At 74.5% G+C, this 19317-nt stretch carries 18 protein-coding genes; 9 read left to right on the top strand and 9 right to left on the bottom strand.

Annotated elements, in window-relative coordinates:
• Positions 1-42: 42 nt before the first annotated feature.
• Positions 43-936, top strand: coding sequence for an SDR family oxidoreductase (locus BLP29_RS16865; RefSeq protein ID WP_092806672.1), 894 nt, complete (start codon positions 43-45; stop codon positions 934-936).
• The gene (locus BLP29_RS16860; protein WP_243470047.1) at positions 933-2804 is read left to right on the top strand and encodes a glycoside hydrolase family 15 protein; all 1872 of its coding nucleotides are present in this window, start codon (positions 933-935) and stop codon (positions 2802-2804) included. The genes BLP29_RS16865 and BLP29_RS16860 overlap by 4 nt, the downstream gene beginning before the upstream one ends.
• Positions 2805-2859: 55 nt before the next feature.
• Here BLP29_RS16860 and BLP29_RS21330 read toward each other — a convergent pair whose 3' ends face one another.
• The gene (locus BLP29_RS21330) at positions 2860-3471 is read right to left on the bottom strand and encodes an LppU/SCO3897 family protein (RefSeq protein ID WP_092806670.1); all 612 of its coding nucleotides are present in this window, start codon (positions 3469-3471) and stop codon (positions 2860-2862) included.
• Between the two features lie 128 nt (positions 3472-3599).
• On the opposite strand from BLP29_RS21330, the gene BLP29_RS16850 reads away from it, so the two are divergent.
• Entirely contained in the window at positions 3600-4025 is a 426-nt protein-coding gene (locus BLP29_RS16850; RefSeq protein ID WP_243470046.1) for a YccF domain-containing protein, read from the top strand.
• Between the two features lie 41 nt (positions 4026-4066).
• Positions 4067-4348, top strand: coding sequence for a DUF427 domain-containing protein (locus BLP29_RS16845; RefSeq protein ID WP_092806986.1), 282 nt, complete (start codon positions 4067-4069; stop codon positions 4346-4348).
• A 6-nt stretch (positions 4349-4354) separates the two neighbouring features.
• On the opposite strand, the gene BLP29_RS16840 is transcribed toward BLP29_RS16845, so the two are convergent.
• Positions 4355-5089: a hypothetical protein gene (locus BLP29_RS16840; protein WP_092806668.1), complete on the bottom strand. Its 735-nt coding sequence runs from the start codon at positions 5087-5089 to the stop codon at positions 4355-4357.
• Positions 5090-5298: 209 nt separating this feature from the next.
• Between BLP29_RS16840 and BLP29_RS16835 the strand changes: the two genes are divergently transcribed.
• Complete coding sequence (locus tag BLP29_RS16835; RefSeq protein ID WP_092806666.1) at positions 5299-6462, top strand: RtcB family protein; 1164 nt, start codon at positions 5299-5301, stop codon at positions 6460-6462.
• A gap of 111 nt (positions 6463-6573) precedes the next feature.
• Positions 6574-7455, top strand: coding sequence for a bacteriorhodopsin (locus BLP29_RS16830; protein ID WP_243470045.1), 882 nt, complete (start codon positions 6574-6576; stop codon positions 7453-7455).
• 41 nt (positions 7456-7496) lie between these two features.
• Here the strand turns inward: BLP29_RS16830 and BLP29_RS16825 are convergent, their stop codons facing one another.
• Positions 7497-8465 (bottom strand): hypothetical protein, encoded by a 969-nt coding sequence (locus tag BLP29_RS16825; RefSeq protein WP_092806662.1) that lies wholly within the window; start codon positions 8463-8465, stop codon positions 7497-7499.
• A gap of 198 nt (positions 8466-8663) precedes the next feature.
• Between BLP29_RS16825 and BLP29_RS16820 the strand changes: the two genes are divergently transcribed.
• On the top strand, positions 8664-8900 hold the full coding sequence (locus BLP29_RS16820; RefSeq protein ID WP_092806660.1) for a hypothetical protein: 237 nt from the start codon (positions 8664-8666) through the stop codon (positions 8898-8900).
• Positions 8901-8903: 3 nt separating this feature from the next.
• On the opposite strand, the gene BLP29_RS16815 is transcribed toward BLP29_RS16820, so the two are convergent.
• Complete coding sequence (locus BLP29_RS16815) at positions 8904-9893, bottom strand: LLM class flavin-dependent oxidoreductase (RefSeq protein ID WP_092806658.1); 990 nt, start codon at positions 9891-9893, stop codon at positions 8904-8906.
• A 63-nt stretch (positions 9894-9956) separates the two neighbouring features.
• Entirely contained in the window at positions 9957-10391 is a 435-nt protein-coding gene (locus BLP29_RS16810; protein WP_092806656.1) for a hypothetical protein, read from the bottom strand.
• Between the two features lie 34 nt (positions 10392-10425).
• On the opposite strand from BLP29_RS16810, the gene BLP29_RS16805 reads away from it, so the two are divergent.
• On the top strand, positions 10426-10860 hold the full coding sequence (locus BLP29_RS16805) for an SRPBCC family protein (RefSeq protein ID WP_092806984.1): 435 nt from the start codon (positions 10426-10428) through the stop codon (positions 10858-10860).
• Between the two features lie 64 nt (positions 10861-10924).
• Here BLP29_RS16805 and BLP29_RS21845 read toward each other — a convergent pair whose 3' ends face one another.
• Positions 10925-11053: a hypothetical protein gene (locus BLP29_RS21845; RefSeq protein WP_279385461.1), complete on the bottom strand. Its 129-nt coding sequence runs from the start codon at positions 11051-11053 to the stop codon at positions 10925-10927.
• Positions 11054-11135: 82 nt separating this feature from the next.
• On the bottom strand, positions 11136-12059 hold the full coding sequence (locus tag BLP29_RS16800) for an alpha/beta hydrolase (RefSeq protein WP_092806654.1): 924 nt from the start codon (positions 12057-12059) through the stop codon (positions 11136-11138).
• A 52-nt stretch (positions 12060-12111) separates the two neighbouring features.
• Here BLP29_RS16800 and BLP29_RS16795 point away from each other — a divergent pair, with 52 nt between their 5' ends.
• On the top strand, positions 12112-13002 hold the full coding sequence (locus tag BLP29_RS16795; protein WP_092806652.1) for an SMP-30/gluconolactonase/LRE family protein: 891 nt from the start codon (positions 12112-12114) through the stop codon (positions 13000-13002).
• A 75-nt stretch (positions 13003-13077) separates the two neighbouring features.
• On the opposite strand, the gene BLP29_RS16790 is transcribed toward BLP29_RS16795, so the two are convergent.
• Together BLP29_RS16790 and BLP29_RS16785 are read right to left on the bottom strand one after the other, a co-directional pair.
• Positions 13078-14199, bottom strand: coding sequence for a serine hydrolase domain-containing protein (locus tag BLP29_RS16790; RefSeq protein WP_092806650.1), 1122 nt, complete (start codon positions 14197-14199; stop codon positions 13078-13080).
• 110 nt (positions 14200-14309) lie between these two features.
• The gene (locus BLP29_RS16785) at positions 14310-19076 is read right to left on the bottom strand and encodes a beta strand repeat-containing protein (protein WP_133379240.1); all 4767 of its coding nucleotides are present in this window, start codon (positions 19074-19076) and stop codon (positions 14310-14312) included.
• Positions 19077-19317 lie beyond the last annotated feature (241 nt).

Genomic DNA, 19317 nt, shown 5'->3' with positions numbered 1-19317 from the left:
GGTGACCAGCGCCAACGCCACTTCACCGGAGGCCCGTCCACCGTGCCCGACCAGTACACGTTCACCAACCCCGTCGACCAGTACCGCACCGACGGGTACCCCGAGCAGGGCATCGCCGAGCCGGGCCTGGAGTCCGAGCTCGAGGTGCGCGCCGACCACGGCGAGGACACCTACCGCGGCACCGGTCGCCTCGAGGGCCGCAAGGCGCTGGTCACCGGCGCCGACTCCGGCATCGGCCGCGCCGCCGCCATCGCCTACGCCCGCGAGGGCGCCGACGTCGTCCTCAACTACCTGCCCGAGGAGCAGTCCGACGCCGAGGCCGTGGCCCAGCTCGTGCGCGACGCCGGCCGCAAGGCCGTGCTGGCCCCGGCCGACCTGTCTGTGGAGAGCGAGGCCCGGCAGCTGGTGCGCACCGCGGTCGAGGAGCTCGGCGGGCTCGACGCGATCGTGCTGGTGGCCGGCAAGCAGGTGTGGGTCGACGACCTCGCCGACCTGACCAGCGAGCAGTTCGACGCCACGTTCAAGACCAACGTGTACTCGGTCTTCTGGGTCGTGCAGGAGGCCGTGCCGCACCTGCCCGCCGGCTCGACGATCGTCACCACGAGCTCGATCCAGGCGTACTCCCCCGCCCCCGGCCTGGTCGACTACGCCACCACCAAGGCCGCGATCAACACGATCAGCAAGGCGCTGGCCCAGCAGCTCGCGCCCAAGGGCATCCGGGTCAACGTCGTGGCTCCGGGCCCGTTCTGGACCCCGCTGCAGGCCTCCGGCGGTCAGCCGCCGGAGAACCTGCCCGAGTTCGGCAAGGAGACCCCGCTGGGCCGCGCCGGGCAGCCCGCCGAGCTGGCCGGCGCCTACGTCTACCTGGCGTCGGCGGAGTCGGGCTACACCGTCGGCGAGACCCTCAACGTGAACGGGGGCATGCCCACCCCGTGAGCACGCACCACGAGTCGGCGGGCGTCCAGCGACGAGGCGCCCGCCCCGCCCCCGACGCCCTGCGCTGGGGGCCCACCGGGGCTGCCCCGGTCACCGAGCGCGACGCCGACGGCTACGCCGACCTGCGCAGCTACGCAGCGATCGGGGACGGCCGCACGATCGCGCTGGTCGCCCGCGACGGACGCATCGACTGGCTGCCGCTGCCGGCGATGGACGCCCCACCGGTGTTCGCCGCGCTGCTGGACGCCGAGCACGGCGGGTGCATCGAGCTGTGCCCGGTCGAGCCATTCACCGTCGTGCGCGAGTACGTGGACCACACCAACGTGCTGACGACGACGTTCTCCACCGCCTCGGGCAGCGTGCGGGTCACCGACGCGTTGAACACCGGTGTGGCCGGCCGGCTGCCGTGGTCGGAGCTGGCCCGGCGCATCGAGGGGCTCTCGGGCACCGTGGCGATGCGCGCCGCCGTCCGTCCCGGCACGTGCTTCGGCACCGCGTCGCCGTGGGTGCAGGACACCGTGCAGGGCGCCGTGCTGCGGGTCGACGGCGTGACGATGGCGGTGCGCACGTCGGGCGAGGACCGCGTGCACACCGGCGAGCAGCAGGTCGAGGTCACCTACACCACCACTCCGGGCTCCCGCGCGCTGCTCGGGCTGGTCGCCACCGAGCGGGAGCCGCTCTTCCTGGCCGGCCCCGACCAGCTCGACGCCGGCATCGACCGCACGGTCGCCAACTGGCAGGCGTGGGGCGAGGAGTTCAGCTGGGAGGGCGAGTTCGACGAGTCGGTGCGCCGCAGCGCGCTGGCGCTCAAGCTGCTCATCCACTCCCCCAGCGGCTCGATGGTCGCCGCCGGCACCACCTCGCTGCCCGAGACCCGGGCCGGCGGCAAGAACTGGGACTACCGGTACGCCTGGGTGCGCGACTCGGCCTACGCGCTCACCGCGCTGTTCCGGTTCGGGCTGCGCGAGGAGACGCACGGCGCCATGAGCTGGCTGCTGGGCACCATCCGCCGGCACGGCCCGGAGCCGCGGGTCTGCTACACCCTCGAGGGCGGGCTGACCGACGGCGTGCACGAGCCCGACGTGCCCGGGTGGCGCGGCGTCGGGCCGGTGCAGGTGGGCAACGGCGCCGCCGACCAGCTGCAGCTGGGCGTCTACGGCGACCTGTTCTCGATCGTGGCGCTGTACGTCGAGCAGGGCAACGTGCTCGACGCCGACACCGGCCGCATGCTCGCCTCGGTCGCCGACACCGCCTGCGACCGCTGGCAGCAGAAGGACGCCGGCATGTGGGAGCTGCACGACCCGCAGCACTACACGACGTCCAAGCTCGGGTGCTGGCAGGCGCTGACCAAGGCGGTCGAGCTGTGCGAGGCCGGGCAGATCCCCGGCGACCCGTCCCGCTGGCGTTCGGAGGCCGGCCGGATCCGGCGGTGGGTGGAGGAGAACGCCTGGGACGACGACCGCGGCGCCTACCTCTGGTACCCCGGCAGCGACGGTCTGGACTGCTCGATCCTGCTGCACGCGATCAGCGGGTTCGACCGCGGCGAGCGCATGAGCTCGACCCTCGACGCGCTGCGCCGGGAGCTCGGCGCCGGCCCGCACCTCTACCGGTACACCGGCATGGACGCCGAGGAGGGCGTGTTCCTGGCCTGCTCGTACTGGATGGTGTCGGCCCTGCAGCTGTGCGGGCGCGGCGCGGAGGCCCGGGCCCTGATGGCCGAGCTCGAGGAGGGGACGGCGAACGACGTGGGCATGCTGGCCGAGATGCTGGACCCCGCCGACGGCTCGTTCCTGGGCAACCTGCCGCAGGCGCTCTCCCACCTCGCCCTGGTCAACGCGGCCATCACGCTGGAGGAGCACTCCCCCTGACGCACGACCGCCCCGCAGCCGAGCGGCTGCGGGGCGGTCGTGCGAGGTGCTGGGGTCAGAGCGTCTCGGCGCAGAAGACCTCGCCCTTGTCGCCGGTGTTGCCGTACCAGAGCGACACACCGTCGGTGATGTTGTTCTGCGTCGCGGCGGCCTGGCAGGTGTCGACGTCGGCCCGGAACTCGGACTCGGTCATGTCGTCGTCGGTGCCGAAGATGCGGTACTCGGCGTCGTCGGAGTCGCAGTCGACCACGTCGTAGGACGCGCCGTCGGACTTCACGCAGTCGCCGACCTCGGGGGCGCCGCCACCGAGGAAGCCGCGCACCAGGAAGCCGACCACGATGACCGCGACGACGCCGGCGATGACCGGGAGGATGCGGGCCAGGCCGCTCTTCTTCTGCGGCTGCTGCGGCTGCGCACCGGGCGCGCCCCACGGCTGCTGGCCGGGCTGACCGGGCTGGCCGAACTGCTGGGGCTGACCGGGCTGACCCGGCTGGCCGAACTGCTGGGGCTGACCGGGCTGCTGCGGCTGGCCCTGGGGGGCGCTCCACTGCTGCCCCGACGGGGTCTGGCCGGGCTGGTCGGAGCCGGACGGCGGCTGCTGCCCCCAGCCCTGACCGGAGTTCGGGCCGGGGTTGTGCGGCTGGTCGCCTGAGCCGGGCGTGGTCACGAAGGTCCTCCAGGGGGTTCGACGGGCAGCGACGATCATGCCGGTCGGACCGCCTGGTCCGCACACCGGGTACGCACAGTCTCACTCGTCGGCGGGAACGGTCCCGCGGTGCGGCTCGTGATCTGCACGTGGACGGACTGCGACTGCTGCTCAACCTCGTCTGGCTCGTGTTCCAGGGCTGGGTCCTGGCACTGGCCTACCTCATCGCCGGGCTGATCGCCTGCGTGACGATCGTCGGCATCCCGTTCGGGATCGCGGCGTTCCGGTTGGCGTTCTTCGTCGTCCTGCCGTTCGGGCGCACGACGGTGGCCGACCCGCACGCCGGCCTCGCCTCGGCGCTGGGCAACCTGGTGTGGTTCGTCGTCGCCGGCTGGTGGCTGGCGCTGCTGCACATCGTCTCGGGCATCGCCTTCTGCCTGACGATCATCGGCATCCCGTTCGGCGTCGCCTCGTTCAAGCTCGCGCTCGTCGGCCTGTTCCCGCTGGGCAAGCGGGTGGTCGAGACCCGGGCGCCGCACTCGTGGTTCGGCGCCGGCCAGGCCGTCGCCCGCTGAGCCGGCTGCGGGAGCGGCCGGAGGCGCGGAGAATCGTGGGCATGACCACCGCTACCTGGAACGGCACCGTCATCGCCGAGTCCGACGACATCGTCACCGTCGAGGGCAACGCCTACTTCCCGCTCAGCTCGGTGCGCGAGGGCGTCCTGTCCCCCACCGAGACCACCAGCCACTGCCCGTGGAAGGGCGACGCCAGCTACTTCTCGATCGAGGCCGGCGGGCAGACCAACACCGACGCCGCGTGGACCTACCGCGAGCCCAAGGAGGCCGCGAAGGAGATCACCGACCGGGTCGCCTTCTGGAAGGGCGTCGAGGTCAGCTGAGCGAGGTCAGCTGACCTTCTCGCGCCGGGCGTCCACCCACACGGGCGGGGCGTCCGGCGTCAGGCCGGCGAGCTCGGCGGCGGTCGGGCCGTCGTCGACCGGCTCGGCCACCTCGCCCTGCCAGGGCGAGGGCTGGTCGACGAGCACGAGGGCGTGCTGGGCCATGGCCAGGCTCGGGGCGGCCTCGGCGATGACCGTCAGGTCGGCGTGCAGCTGTCGGTGCACCGTGCCCAGGCGCCGCAGCGCGGCACGGCAGGAGGCGCGGTCGCCGGTCTCGGTCCACACCAGCTGGTCGACCAGGACGCGCTGGTCGGCCACCGCGTCGGCGAACTCCGCCCCGCCGGCGAGCCGGTTGAGCAGGTCGAGGTGGGCCTGGTGCCGGAAGCCGGCGGGCTCACGACCCGGCTCGCGCCCGGTGCCCACCCACGCCTTGTGCGCGGCCAGACCGTGCTGGGCGAAGCGCCGCTCGGCCTTCGCGGCGAACCGCTGGTCGCGCAGCTCCCACGTGGCGTGCGCATCGTCGAAGCGGAAGAACAGCAGCGCGAACCCGCGCCGGTTCAGCTCCCGCATGCGCGAGAACGGCAGGGGGACGACGTCACCGCCGACCGTGCAGCAGTAGAGCGCCCGGTCGGTGAGCACCGCGGTGCGCGCGTCGTCACCGACCGGCACGTCGAGGGAGTCCGTCAGCGGGACGCACTCGGTCACCGCCACCACGGACTCGCCCTCGGCCAGCGCGGACACCAGCCGTGTCGGCGCGCGTCGTGTTCCCCAGCTCACCTCTGCGTTGTCGGCCGACACGCCGGTTCCTGAAGCCGAACCGACCCCCTCGGGTGACGGAGTCCAGCCACGCGGGTGACGGAGGGAAAACCGGAGGCGCGCAGCGTGAGCAGCGGGTTGACTCCACCCCCGGTCGGCGCCGACCACTCCACCCCATCGACCAGGGAAGGACCATGCACACCATCGACGGACGCCTGCTCAGCTGGGCGTCCCTCCTCGAGGACTCCACCCGCGAGCAGGCACAGCGCACGGCCACCATGCCGTTCGTCTTCCCGCACGTGGCCCTCATGCCCGACGCCCACCTCGGCCTCGGCGCGACGGTCGGCTCGGTGATCCCGACCGACGGCGCGATCATCCCGGCCGCGGTCGGGGTCGACATCGGCTGCGGCATGGCCGCCGTCCGCACGCAGTTCACGGCCGCGGACCTCGACGGCCGCGACCTGTCACCGCTGCACGCGCAGATCAGCCGCTCGGTCCCGCTGTCGGCCGGTGGCCGGAACCAGAAGATCCGTGCCTCCGCCGAGCCGCGCATCGCAGAGCTGCGCACGATGCCGGGCATCGACCAGGCCGACGCGGTCGCGAAGCACTGGCCGCAGCAGCTGGGCACCCTCGGCTCGGGCAACCACTTCATCGAGGTGAGCCTCGACGAGTCCGACCGGGTGTGGGCGTTCCTGCACTCGGGCTCGCGCGGCGTGGGCAACAAGCTCGCCCAGAAGCACATCGCGGTGGCCCGCGAGCAGTGCCGCCGGCGGTTCGTCGAGCTGCCCGACCGGGACCTCGCCTACCTCGTGGAGGGCGAGCCCGAGTTCGACGCCTACCTCGAGGCGCTGCTGTGGGCGCAGCGGTTCGCCTTCCTCAACCGCGAGGAGATGATGGACCGGGTGCTCGACCAGCTCGGCCGGTTCCTCGGGGTCGAGGTGCAGGCGCAGGAGGCCATCCGGTGCCACCACAACTACACCGCGCGCGAGCGGCACTTCGGGCGCGAGGTGTGGCTGTCCCGCAAGGGCGCGATCTCGGCACGGGCCGGCGAGCCCGGGCTGATCCCGGGCTCGATGGGTGCGGCGTCCTACGTCGTGGTGGGCAAGGGCGACGTCCGGTCGTTGCACTCGGCCCCGCACGGGGCCGGGCGCAGCCACAGCCGGACGGCGGCGCGCAAGCTGTTCGACCGGGCCGACCTCGACGCACGGATGGCCGGCGTGGCGTGGGGCGAGTCCGACGCGTTCCTCGACGAGCACCCCGACGCCTACAAGCCGATCGACCAGGTGATGGCCGACGCGGCCGACCTCGTCGAGGTGCGGCACGTGCTGCGCCAGGTCGTGAACGTCAAGGGCAACTGAGGACCCGGGCCCGCACCCGTGCAGGGTGCGGGCCCGGTTCGACCCGCGACGTGTGCGGGTAGCGGGTCCGGGCGTCGAGACCGGGCGCCCGTTCCCGACCCGGGAGGCCCCGTGCTGTACGACACCCCGACCCCTGAGCTGCAGACGCTGACGCCCGGCCAGCACGACGTCGTCGTCTTCGCGGTGCTGGCTGCCGCGTTCGCACTGCTCGCCCACACGCTGCACTCGTGGCGGTCGGCGTCGGAGGTCGGTGTCCGGTACCGGCCGGCGGTGGTCGCCGCCCTGTGCATCGGTGCCGTCGCGACGGTGTCCTACGCGCTGGTCCACCACGCCGTCGACACGGGGTTCACCCTGGTCGACGGGGTGTACGAACCCGGGGAGCCGGCCCGCTCGTCGCTGTTCACCCGGTACGTCGACTGGTCGGTGACCGTGCCGTTGCTGACCGTCGAGTTGCTGGCCGTGTGCGCCCTGGCCGGGGCCCGCGCGCGCCGGGTCCGCGCGAGCACGATGGCGGCCGCCTTCCTCATGGTCGTCACCGGCTTCGTGGGGTCGCAGGTCGTGGCCGAGGGCCGGTCCACCGGCGCGCTCGTCGGGTGGGGGCTGGTCTCCACGGCGTTCTTCGGCTACCTGTACGTCGCCCTGGTCGGTGCCGTCCGCGGGTCGCGCGGCTCGATGTCCGCGGAGTCGTTCGCCAGCCTGCGCAACGCCGCGGTCGTGCTGTTGTCCACGTTCGGGGTGTACCCGCTGGTCTACGCGGTGCCGGTGTTCGTCGACGTCACGCCGTCGTGGTTCGTCGGCATGCAGGTGGCCTACTCCGCGGCCGACGTCGTCGCCAAGGTCGGGTTCGGCGTGCTGGTGTTCAAGGTCGCCAAGCTGCGCACCGCCGAGGACCTCGCGGCCGGCGCCGAGACCCACCCGGAACCGGTGTGGGTGTCCTCGGTGCACGAGGCCGACGCGGTCGCGCCGCACGAGCCGGAGCCCCGGCAGCACTGAGGCCCGCACCGCGGGGGGGGTGCGGGCCTCGGTGGACGGGGTCAGCTGACGCCGACGGCCTCCTTGGCCAGGGCTGCCAGCTGGGTCTGGGCGGCGCCCACGACGGAGGAGCGGTTCTTGTTCTCCTCCTCGAAGCGGATGACGGCCTCGATGTCGGCGGCGCTGCGGAGCTCCTTGACGGCCTTGACGGCGTCGGGGCCGGTCAGCTCGCCGTAGCCGGTGATGGGCAGCTCGTCGGCGCGCAGGGCACCCAGCTCGGTGCGGGTGTCGTGGATGACCTCCGCGACCTCGCGCTCGCTGGCCCTGCGGGCCTGTCGCTCACCCTCCTCCAGGGATGCGTTGCGGCCGTCGGCCAGCGACTCGCGCACGGCGCCGGCGAACACGGTGGCCCGGGCGGTGGCGGCGGTGAGCTTCGCGGCGGCGGCCTCGGACACCTGGTTGGTGGTGTCGACGACCTTGTTCACCGCGTCGGCGACGGAGCGGGCCGGCAGCGAGGCCAGGCGGGCGGCGCCGCCGGTGACGCGCTGCACGGGGGTGGGCCGCAGGGCGGCGGGGCCACCGAGCGCGGTCTCGGCCAGGACGACGGTGAGCCACTCGACGGTGGCGGTGTGCGCGGTGACGAGCCGCTCGGCCAGGGCGACCACCCGGGGCTGCTTCGCGGTCTGGGCCAGCACCTTGAGGTAGGTGGCGCGGTCGAGCAGCTGGTGCTCGAGCGACAGGTCGCCCAGCAGTGCCTCGTCCAGCGGGCCGGCCTGCTCGACGGTGGCCTTCAGCACGGCGCCGAGCCGGCCCAGCGCCGGGGTCACGACGTCGGGGACGCCGCCCAGGTCGCGCAGGGTGCGGGTGATCGCGGCGGCCCGGTCGGCGGCGTTGTCGGCGTTCTGCTGCAGCTCGCGGCGCACGGCCTCGGTGCGGGCCTGGGTGGTGCGGGTGCGGGCGATCTGCTCCTCGGTCTGCGTGAGCAGGAGCAGGGCGCGCAGCTGGGCGGTGAGCGTGGCGGTGTCGGCCATGACGACTCCTTGGCTTCTCTCGATTCGCGGTCCACCGATGCATGCCCACTGCTAGCCAGAGCAAGCATGGAGCTAGCGGTGTTCTGCATCACCCGTTGGTGTGACGGGTGGGACCGATGGGGCGCCGGGGGTGGGCCGGGGTCCCGGACACGCAGCGCCTCCCCCGCCCGTCCGCTGCCCGGCGGCACGCTGGGGCGCATGGGGTTCGTCTACCGCACCGCGCGGGCCGAGGTGATGGTCGGGTCGCTGGTCGGCGCCGGCGCCCGGCCGACCCTCATCGGGCCCGCGCACGCCACCATCGGCAGCGCGGCCGGTGGCCGCCGCAACTCGCTGTGCGGCGCCTGGGTCACCCACGACGACGAGCTGCCGTGGCCGCCCGAGCCCGGCGCCGTGGGCGCCCTGTGCCCCACCTGCGCCGAGCTGGCGCACTGGTGACCCTCAGGCGCTGACGGTCTCCATCGCCTCGGCCAGCAGCTGCACCGAGCGCAGCCGCTGCTCGACCGTCGGCGAGGCGTGACCGACGATCAGCTCGTCGGCGTCGGCGAAGCGGCGGAAGTCGACCAGCTGCTCGCGCACCTGCGCGGGGGTGCCGACGGCCGAGTGCGTGAGCATCGAGTCGATCTGGCGCCCGGCGCCGGACTCCATGAGCAGGTCGGTCTCCTCCTCGCTGAAGTCCTTGCCCCGCCCGAAGAGCCGGGTCGCGCGGTCGCGCCGCATGGCCTCGAACTGGGCCCGGGCGTCGTCCTCGGTGTCGGCGGCCAGGACGTTGACCCCGGCGATGACGTGCGGTGCGGCCAGCTGCGCCGAGGGCTGGAAGTCGCGGCGGTACAGCTCGACGGCGGCCTGCAGCGCCTGCGGGGCGAAGTGCGAGGCATGCCCGTAGGGCAGCCCGAGCGCCGCCGCGAGCTGGGCGCCGAAGGTCGAGGAACCCAGGATGTAGAGCGGCACGTTCGAGCCCTTGCCCGGGATCGCGTCGACGCCGGGCACCCGGGTCTCACCGGCCAGGTAGGCCTGCAGTTCCAGCACGTCCTGCGGGAACCGGTCGCTGGAGCGCGGGTCGGTGCGCATCGCGTACATCGTGTTCTGGTCCGAGCCCGGCGCCCGGCCCAGGCCCAGGTCGATGCGGCCGGGGTACATCGCGTCGAGGGTGCCGAACTGCTCGGCGATGACCAGCGGCGAGTGGTTGGGCAGCATGACCCCGCCCGAGCCCAGCCGGATGGTCGAGGTGTGCGCCCCGACGTGGCTGATCAGCACGCTGGTGGCCGACGACGCGATCGAGGCCATGTTGTGGTGCTCGGCGTACCAGACCCGGGTGTAGCCGTGCTGCTCAGCGGCCTGCGCCAGGGCGACGCTGTGCGCGATCGACTGGCCGACCGACTCCCCGGGGGAGACGGGGGCGAGGTCCAGGACGGCGAGCGGGAACGACATGGGTACGGCCTCTCCAGTGGGGTGCTTCATGGAGGCCAGCGCACCACCCCCGCCGCGCATTCCCTACGGGCGCGGACCCGACAGGTCGCGGGCGGTGGCGGCGGCCCCGGCGTCCAGACCCTGGGCGGGGTCGGTGCGGTGCAGCCGGGACTGGTCCTCGATCCACTGGTGGTGGGCGTCCCAGGCCAGCCCGGCGTCGCCGTCCAGGGCGGTGGCGATGTCGGACCAGCTGGCGCCCTCGCGCAGCGCGGCGTGCATGCCCAGGTGCCGGCTGTCGTGGGCCTTGCGGTAGACCACCTCGCCCAGGGCCAACAGCTCCAGCGCCTCGTGCCGGTCGAGCCGCGTGCCGGTGTTGCGCAGGTCGGCCAGGAAGTCGTCGGCGTCGGCCGGGGCGGTCGCCTCGACCACGCCGGCGTCGCGCCGGGAGAGGAAGTCGATGCGGTTGGCGGCCACCTGCAGGGTGACCTCGTCCTCGAGCTCGCGGGGCGTGATGGTCATGCCGACATCGTCCCCCACCCCTAGCGTGGTGCGCATGGTCGCCCGCACCGCCTCCGGTTCCGTCGTCGTCCCCGCGCCCCCGTCCGAGGTGTTCGCCCTGCTCGTCGACCCCCGGCGGCACGCCGAGATCGACGGCTCGGGCACCGTGCAGCAGGTGGTCGAGGCCCCCGACCGGCTCGAGCTGGGGTCGCGGTTCTCGATGGGCATGAAGATGGGCGCTGCTTACCGCACCGCCAACACGGTGGTGGAGTTCGAGCCCGACCGGCGCATCGCCTGGAAGCACTTCGCACCGCACCGCTGGCGCTACGAGCTCGAACCGGTCGAGGGCGGCACCCGGGTCACCGAGACGTGGGACGCCAGCCGCTACAACACGATCACCTTCCTGCCGGTGCGGGCGCTGGGCTTCCCGGCCAAGGCCCAGCAGGGCATCGACGCCACCCTGCGGCGGCTGCGCGAACGCTTCAGCTGACCGGCCCCCGCACGACGACGGCCGCCGTCCCCAGGGGGAGCGGCGGCCGTCGGCGACGAGCGGATCAGTGCTTGCGGCCCCGCTTCGCGCGGGCGTCGGCGATCATCCGCTTGACCTTCGCCTGGTTCTCCGGCTTGCGGGCCGCGGCGATGAGCTTCTGCGCCGCGGCCCCCTTGAGCAGTCCACTGAGCATCCCCACGGGGTGCCTCCTGAGGTCGTGACGGTGATGGACGCACGGGATGCCCCGTGCGGGCCAGGTGCACACGGCAACCTCTTCAGCGGACCGCCCGGTCGAACGCGGCGCACATCAGGTCGTAGGCGGTGCGGGTGACCTGCGCCTGCGGCGCGATGCCGTCGAAGGCGTGCGGGACGCCGGGCAGCAGGTGCAGCTCGACCGGGACGTCGGCGTCGACCAGCCGACGGGCGTGCTCCAGGGCCTCGTCGCGCAGCGGGTCGTTGCCGGCGACCACCAGGAACGTCGGGCAGAGGCCGGTGAGGTCCGCCGTCCGGTTGGGGAAGACGTGGGCCGGGACGTCGGCGCGCCCCTGGCGCACGTTGCGCACCACCTGGGCCACCTGCTCGCCGGTGATCACCGGGAACGCCGGCGCGACCCGCGAGGGGTGCTCGCGGTCGTCGGTGTTCGGGTAGAGCGCCAGGGCCAGCGCCGGGACGACGTCGCCCCGGTCGCGGCCCAGCTGCGCCATCGACAGCGCCAGCGCTCCCCCGGCACTGCTGCCGGTGACCACCACGCGAGCGGGGTCGACGTCCTCGCGGGCGGCGGTCCAGCGCAACGCCGACCAGCAGTCGTCGAGGATCGTCTCGGCCGGGACGTCGGGCGCCATGCGGAAGTCGACGCTGACCCCCACGGCACCGCACCGCCGGGTGAGCTCCAGGCAGCGCGGGTGCTCGGTCTCCAGCGACCCGAACGACCATCCCCCGCCGTGGAACAGCACGTAGGCCGGGCGCTGCGGGGCCGGCGACGTCGGTCGGTAGACCCGCACGGTCACCCCGTGCCCGTCGGACGCCGGCACCGTGGTCTCGCTGATCTCCACGCCCTCGACCGACTCCGGCACGGGGCCGCGCGCCCGTGCGGCGGCGATGAAGGCGGGGTCGGTCATGTCGACCGCGCCGCGGGCGGTGAAGGCGCTCGCGCCCATCGCCGCCGCCAGGTCGTCGTCCCAGGTCTCGCTCGCTCGCATGCCCCGCACCCTGCCACCGCGGGATGTCGTGGGTCACACCTAGGGTCCGGGCATGACGCTCGCGACGCTGCTGACCGGTGGTTCGTTCTTCGAGGGGCCGCGCTGGCACCAGGGCCACTGGTGGGTGTCGGACTTCTACCGCGGCACGGTCAGCCAGGTGAGCACGTCCGGCGAGGAGACCGTCGTGCTCGAGGTGCCCACCCAGCCGTCGGGGTCGGGCCGGCTGCCCGACGGGTCGCTGGTCGTGGTGTCGATGACCGACCAGCGGCTGCTGCGCTGGGACGGCAGCGAGCTGGCCACCTACGCCGCCCTCGCCCCGTACTGCGGCGGGCTGCTCAACGACCTCGTCGTGGACGCAGCCGGGCACGTGTTCGTCGGCGACTTCGGCTTCGACCTCATGGGCGGCGGCACGCCCGGTCCGGCGTCGCTCAAGCGGGTCGACCCCGACGGCTCGATCACCGTGGTCGCCGAGGACCTGCTGTTCCCCAACGGCATGGTCATCACCGACGACGGCAGCACGCTGCTGGTCGGTGAGACCTTCGGCAACCGGTACACCGCCTTCGGCCTCGCCGTTGACGGGTCATTGTCGAACCGGCGGGTGTGGGCCGAGTTCGGGCCGGTGCCCACCGGCGGCACCCTCGACGAGCTGCTCGGCCAGCTGGTGGTCGCCCCCGACGGCTGCACCGGTGACGCCGAGGGCCACGTGTGGGTGGCCGACGCCGTGGGCGGGCGGGCCGTGCGGGTGGCCCCGGGCGGCGCGGTGGTCGAGGAGGTGCGCGCCCCCGACGGGCTCGGGGTCTACGCCTGTGCGCTGGGCGGGGACGACGGCCGCACCCTGCTGCTGTGCTGCGCCCCGGACTTCCTGGAGCACAACCGCCGTCCGGTCCGCGAGGCCGTGCTGCTGACCACCGAGGTGACCGTTCCGCACGCCGGCCGGCCCTGACCCGTCCACCCGTCCCGTGGCCGACGGCCGCGGCCCGCGTCGCGGCCGCTCGCTCGTGCGGACTCGGCGGCCGGGCTAGGCGACGGCGTCGTGTGCGGCCTGCCAGAAGTCCTCGGGGCCGTCGTGCGGCCCGGTCATCAGCCGCTGGGTGAGCAGGACGGCCACCAGGTCCAGGGCCGGGTCCGCGTAGGCGGTCGTGCCCGTGCCGCCGGTCCAGCCGAAGCGGCCCGGCGTCGTCCAGGGGTCGGTGACCTCCAGCGTCAGCTCCAGGTTGCCCGCGGCCCAGGTGCGACCCGGGCCGAGGAAGGCCTGCGCGGCGCGGCGCTGGCCGTCGGTGAGACCGTCGCGCAGCACGTCGGCACGGCGCACCCCGCCGGGGAGGGCGTCGTCGGCGACCGCGCCCAGGAACGCGCAGACGTCGGCTGCCGTGGCGACCAGCCCGCCGCCGAGCGAGGGGAACACCGGTGGGCGGGACCACACGCCGTCGGCCGGGTCGAGCACCTCGAGGCCGTCGTCCCCCGGGGCGTACAGCACCGGGAGCGGCTGGTCCGTCCAGAAGCCGGTACCGGTCAGCCCGAGCGGACCGGTGACCCGCTCGGCGAGCAGCTCGGGCAGGGCGCGGTCGGTCACCCGGGTCAGCAGGACGCCCAGCAGGTCGCTGCCCGTGTGGTAGCGCCAGCCGGCCCCGGGCTGGTCCGCGAGCGGTAGGACGGCGAGCCCCGCCGTCCAGGTGTCCGGGTCGAGCACGGGCGGGAACGGGCCGGGGCTCACGCCCCGCTGCCACATCGCGTGCGCCAGGGGTGAGTCGTCCATCCGCAGGCCCGTGCCGGCGGTCATGTGCAGCAGGTCCCGCACGGTGACCGGTCGCGGCGCGGGGACGGTGTCGTCCAGCGCGGCGTCCGGGTGGCGCAGCACCTGCGGGTGGGCGAGCTCGGGCAGCCAGCGGGCGACGTCGGCGTCGAGGTCGAGCTGGCCGTCGGCGACCAGCGACAGCGCCAGCACGCCGCCGAAGGGTTTGCTCAGCGACGCGATCCGGAAGGGGGTGTCGGCGGTGACCGGTGCGGTGCCGTCGACTGCGAGGGTGCCGGTGGGGTGCACGGTCGTCGTCCCGGCGTGCCGGAGGGCGACGACGGCGCCGGGGTACCGGCCCTCGGCGACGTGCCGGTCGACCAGGTCGAGGACGGGAGCGGGGTCCATGCCGTGCAGACCACCACGGCGCTCCCGACTCATCGGTGCCCGGGCACGGCCACGGCCCCCACGCGCATGCACGTGGGGGCCGAGGCCGTCACCGGTCGGTCAGGTCGGGGTCACCCGTCCGAACGGCGCCGTCCACCCAGCAGCAGGGCCGTCCCGACCAGCAGGGCGAGCCCGCCACCCAGCACCGGGAGCGCCAGGTCGGCCCCCGTGTAGGCCAGACCCGACGGCCCGTACGAGCCGGAGCGCCAGGTGCCGGAGGCCCCGGTGCCGTACGACCCGGTGCCGGCGTACCCGGTGCCGGAGGTCGCGGAGCCGGTGGACCCGGAGCCCGGGCCGCTGGACCCGCCGACCCCGCCGGACGCCGGTCCGTCGGCGTACCGGAAGGGCAACTCGGTGCTGCGACCGCCCAGCGTGGTGACCGAGACGCCGACCGCGCCCGCGGCCCCGGGCGGGGTCACGAAGGTCAGCGTGGTCGGGCTGGTGACCGTGACCTGGTCGGCGGGGAGCACGACCCCCCCGATGGTCACCGTGGTGCCGCCCGGCACGAACCCGGTGCCGACGACGGTCACCGTGGTGCCGCCGCCGGCGGGCCCGGTGGCCGGGCTGATACCGGTCACGACCGGCGCCACCGCCTCGTACAGGAACGGCAGCGCGGTGCTGGCGCCGCCCGGGGTGGCCACGACGACGTCGACGACGCCCGCGACGTGCGGCGGGGTCGTGAACGTCAGCGTGGTCGGTCCGGTGACGGTCACCTGGCCGGCCGGGACGAGGACCCCACCGATGGTCACCGTGGTGGCGCCGGGCACGAACCCGGTACCGGTCACGGTCACCGTGGTGCCACCCGTGCTCGGGCCCGCCGCCGGGGACAACGACCCGGCGACCGGGGCCGCCAGGTAGGTGTAGGACAGCGGCGCCGTCGTCCCGGCCGCCGTGGAGGCGGTGACGTCGACGGTGCCCGCGGCCTGCGGCGGGGTGGTGAACGTCAGGGTCGTCGGCGAGGTGACCGTGGCCGGCACGGTCGCACCGCCGATGGCCACCGTCGTCGCCCCGGGCAGGAAACCCGAGCCGGTCAGGGTGACCGTCGTGCCACCCGTGGTCGGGCCCGACGCGGGGCTCAGGCCGGCCGCGGTGGGCACCACCGGCGTGTACTCGTACGCCAGCGGCGCCGTGCTGCCGCCCGGGGTGGTGACGACGACGTCCACGACCCCCGCCGCGCCCGGGGGCGTGGTGATGGTCAACGTCGTCGGCGACACCACGGCGGTGTCCGCGGCCGGGACGGGCGTCCCGTCGACGGTCACCGTCGTGGCGCCGGGCACGAAGCCCGTGCCCGTCACCGTCACCGTCGTGCCACCGGTCGTCGGCCCCGAGGTGGGGGTCAGCGACGCGGCGACCGGCGCGGCGACGTACTCGAACGGCAGCGGGGACGAGGTCCCGCCGACCGTGCCCACCACGACGTCCGCGGCGCCCGCCGCGCCCGGAGGCGTGGTGAACGTCAGCGACGTCGGCGAGGTCACCGTGACGGCGGTCGCCGGGACCCCGTCGACGGTCACCGTGGTGGCACCGGGGACGAAGCCGTCACCGGTCACCGTGACCACCGTCCCGCCCGCCGTCGGCCCCGCGCTGGGGGTCAGCGACGAGACCACCGGGGCGGCCACGTAGGTGAAGGGCAGCGGAGCCGTGGCCCCGCCGGCCGTGGTCACCACGACGTCCGCGGGACCCGCAACCCCGGGAGGCGTCACGAACGTGAGCTCCGTCGGGGACGTCACCGTGACCGCCGTCGCCGGCACCCCGTCGACGGTCACCGCGGTGGCACCGTCGACGAAGCCGTCACCGACCACCGTCACGGTCGTCCCACCCGCGGCGGGCCCCTCGGTCGGCGTCGACGACGCGGCAGCCGGCGCAGCGACGTAGGTGAACACCAGCGGAGCGGAGGCCCCACCGGCCGTGGTCACCACGACATCGGCCGGACCCGCGACACCCGGAGGCGTCACGAACGTCAGCTCCGTCGGGGAGACCACCGTCACCGTGGTCGCCGGCACACCGTCGACGGTCACCGAGGTGCCGCCGTCGACGAACCCGTCACCGACCACCGCCACTGTCGTCCCACCGGCGGTCGGCCCCTCGGTGGGCGTCAGCGACGTCGTCACCGGAGCCGCCACGTAGGTGAACACCAACGGAGCGGTCGACCCACCCGCCGTCGTCACCACGACATCGGCCGCACCCGCGACACCCGGAGGCGTCACGATGACCAGCTCGGTCGGGGACACCACGGTCACGTCGGCGACCGGCACCAGGACACCGCCGACGGTCACCGCGGTGGCCCCGTCGACGAACCCGTCACCGGTCACCGTCACCGACGTCCCACCGGCGGTCGGGCCCTCGGTCGGCGTCAGCGACGTCGCCACCGGAGCCGCCACGTAGGTGTACGGCAGCGGAGCGGTGGCGCCGCCGGCCGTGGTCACCACGACGTCCACCGGACCAGCGGCACCCGGGGGCGTCACGAAGGTCAGCGTGGTCGGCGAGGTCACCGACACCCCGGTCGCGGGCACGCCGCCGACGGTCACCGCGGTGCCGCCGTCGACGAACGCGTCACCGGTCACCGACACCGACGTCCCACCAGCCGTGGGACCCGACGACGGGGTCAGCAACGCAGCGACCGGAGCCGCTACGTAGGTGAACACCAGCGGGGCGGTCGCCCCACCCGCCGTGGTCACCACGACGTCGGCCGGACCCGCGACGCCCGGAGGCGTCGCGAACGTCAGCGAGGTCGGGGACGTCACCGTCACCGCGGTGGCCGGAGCCCCGTCGACGGTCACGGTCGTGACGCCGGCGACGAAGCCGGTACCGGTCACCGTCACCGTCGTCCCGCCCGCGGTGGGGCCGTCGGTCGGGGTCAGCGAGGTGGCAGCCGGGGCGGCCACGTACTCGAACGGCAGCGCCGGGGTGACGCCACCGGGGGTGGACACGACGACGTCCGCGACACCGGCCGCACCCGGCGGGGTCACGAAGGTCAGCTCCGTCGCCGAGACGACCACGACGTCGGCTGCCGGGACGGCGGTGCCGTCCACGGTCACCGTGGTGCCGGGGACGAACCCGTCACCGGTCACCGTCACCGGCGTCCCGCCGGCGGTCGGACCGGCGGTGGGGTCCAACGACGTCGCGACCGGGGCGGGCACGTAGGTGTACTGCAGCGGCGCCGTCGTCCCCCCCGCCGTGGCGGCCGTGACGTCGACGGTCCCGGCCGCGGCCGGCGGGGTGGCGAAGGTCAGCGTCGTCGGCGAGGTCACCGTGACCCCCGCCGCCGGGACGACGACCGCACCGATGGTCACCGACGTGGCACCGGCGACGAAGCCGGACCCGGTCAGCGTCACCGTCGTGCCGCCGCCGGTCGGACCGGAGGTCGGGGTGAGGGAGGCCGAGACCGGGGCCGGAACGTAGGTGAACTGCTGCGGGGCCGTCGTCCCCCCGGCCGTGGTGGCCGTGACGTCGACGGTGCCGGCCGCGGCCGGCGGAGTGGCGAAGGTCAGCGTCGTCGGCGAGGTCACCGTGACCCCCGCCGCCGGGACGACGACCGCACCGATGGTCACCGACGTGGCACCGGCGACGAAGCCGGAACCGGTGAGGGTCACCGTCGTGCCGCCGGCGGTCGGACCGGCCGTGGGGGTCAGGCCGGTGGCGGTGGGCACGGGCGGGATGTACTGGAAGGTGAGCGGCGCCGAGGTGCCGCCGGGGGCGGTCACGGTGACGCTGGCCGGGCCCGCGGGGTTGGCCGGGGTGCTGAAGGTCAGCGACGTCGGGGAGTTGACCGTGACGGCGGTGGCCGGGACGACCACCCCCCCGATGGTCACCGAGGTGGACCCGGCCACGAAGCCGGTGCCGAGGACGGTGACCGCGGTGCCGCCAGCGACCGGACCGGAGGTGGGGCTGAGGCCCGTGGCGGTCGGCGCGGCCAGGTACTGGAAGGGCAGCGGACCCGACGTACCGGCCGCGGTGCCGACGGTGACGGTGGTGGCGCCCACCGCGCCCGCCGGGGTGGTGAACGTCAGCGAGGTCGGGGAGTTCACCGTGACGGCGGCGGCCGGGACGACCGTCCCGCCGATGGTCACCGTGGTGGCCCCGGCGACGAATCCGGATCCGGTGACGGTGACCTGGGTGCCGCCGGCGGCCGGGCCCGAGCCGGGGGTGAGCCCGGTGGCGGTCGGGGCGACGGCGGTCGGGGTGGTGCAGGTGGCCTGGCCGGCGACGACGTCGCCGAGCTGGATCGTCACGGGGATCGCGGCGACGGTGGCCGTCAGCGACAGCTGGATGCGGAGCGCCGTCGCGGTGGCGGTGCTCCCGACGACGCCCTCGGCGCCGGTGACCACGGAGGCGGTCAGCGTGCCCGACAGCAGCGGCGTGATCTGGACGCCGGTGCTGACGGTCGCGGTGCCGGCGGCGCCGACGCCCTGGCCGAACACCTGCAGGCCGACCACCTCGGTGTCGGCGACGGGGGCGCTGCCCACCGGGCAGCTGGTGGTGCCCGACAGGGTGGTGGCCGAGATCCGCGCCCCGAGGACGCTCAGGTCGAGGCCCTGCACGGTCGAGGTCGCCGCGCTGCCCACGGCGTTGGAGGTCGCCGTCGTCGAGGCCGTGCCGCTGGACGCGCCGACCCCGGTGGCACCGCCGAGGGCGGCTGCGACGCCGAGGCCGGTGGCCGAGTCGCTCGGTGGGGCGTCGACGAAGCCCAGGTCGACGTCGGCGCTCAGGGCCAGGCCCGGGATGGTGCCGGCCCCCACGCCCAGGTCGATGCTGAGCGCGGTGGCGGCGGCGTCGCCGGGGGCGGCGAACGCGGGTGGGGCGAGGCCGAGGAGGGCCACTCCCCCGACCAGTGCGGCCACGCCGGCGCGTGACCAGGAACGACGATGCACGGTGAACCCCTTCGACCCCGTCCGGGAGCCCGCTGCCCCCGGTTCGAACCGTCCGGATCAATTCCGGAACGGATTCGGCGATGGTTGGGGACGAGCTGTGACGGAGGGGTCCGGTTCACCGGTTCGACCACCCCTGGCCGGACCGGATCCACCCACCGGGGTGGATCGCCCCGTGTCGACATGACGCTGTGTCGTCATGTCGACACGGGGT

This window comes from Klenkia marina (assembly GCF_900101025.1).
GTDB lineage: Bacteria > Actinomycetota > Actinomycetes > Mycobacteriales > Geodermatophilaceae > Klenkia > Klenkia marina.
The sequence above is the reverse complement of the archived record's forward strand: the minus strand, read 5'-3'. Positions and strand labels throughout refer to the sequence as shown.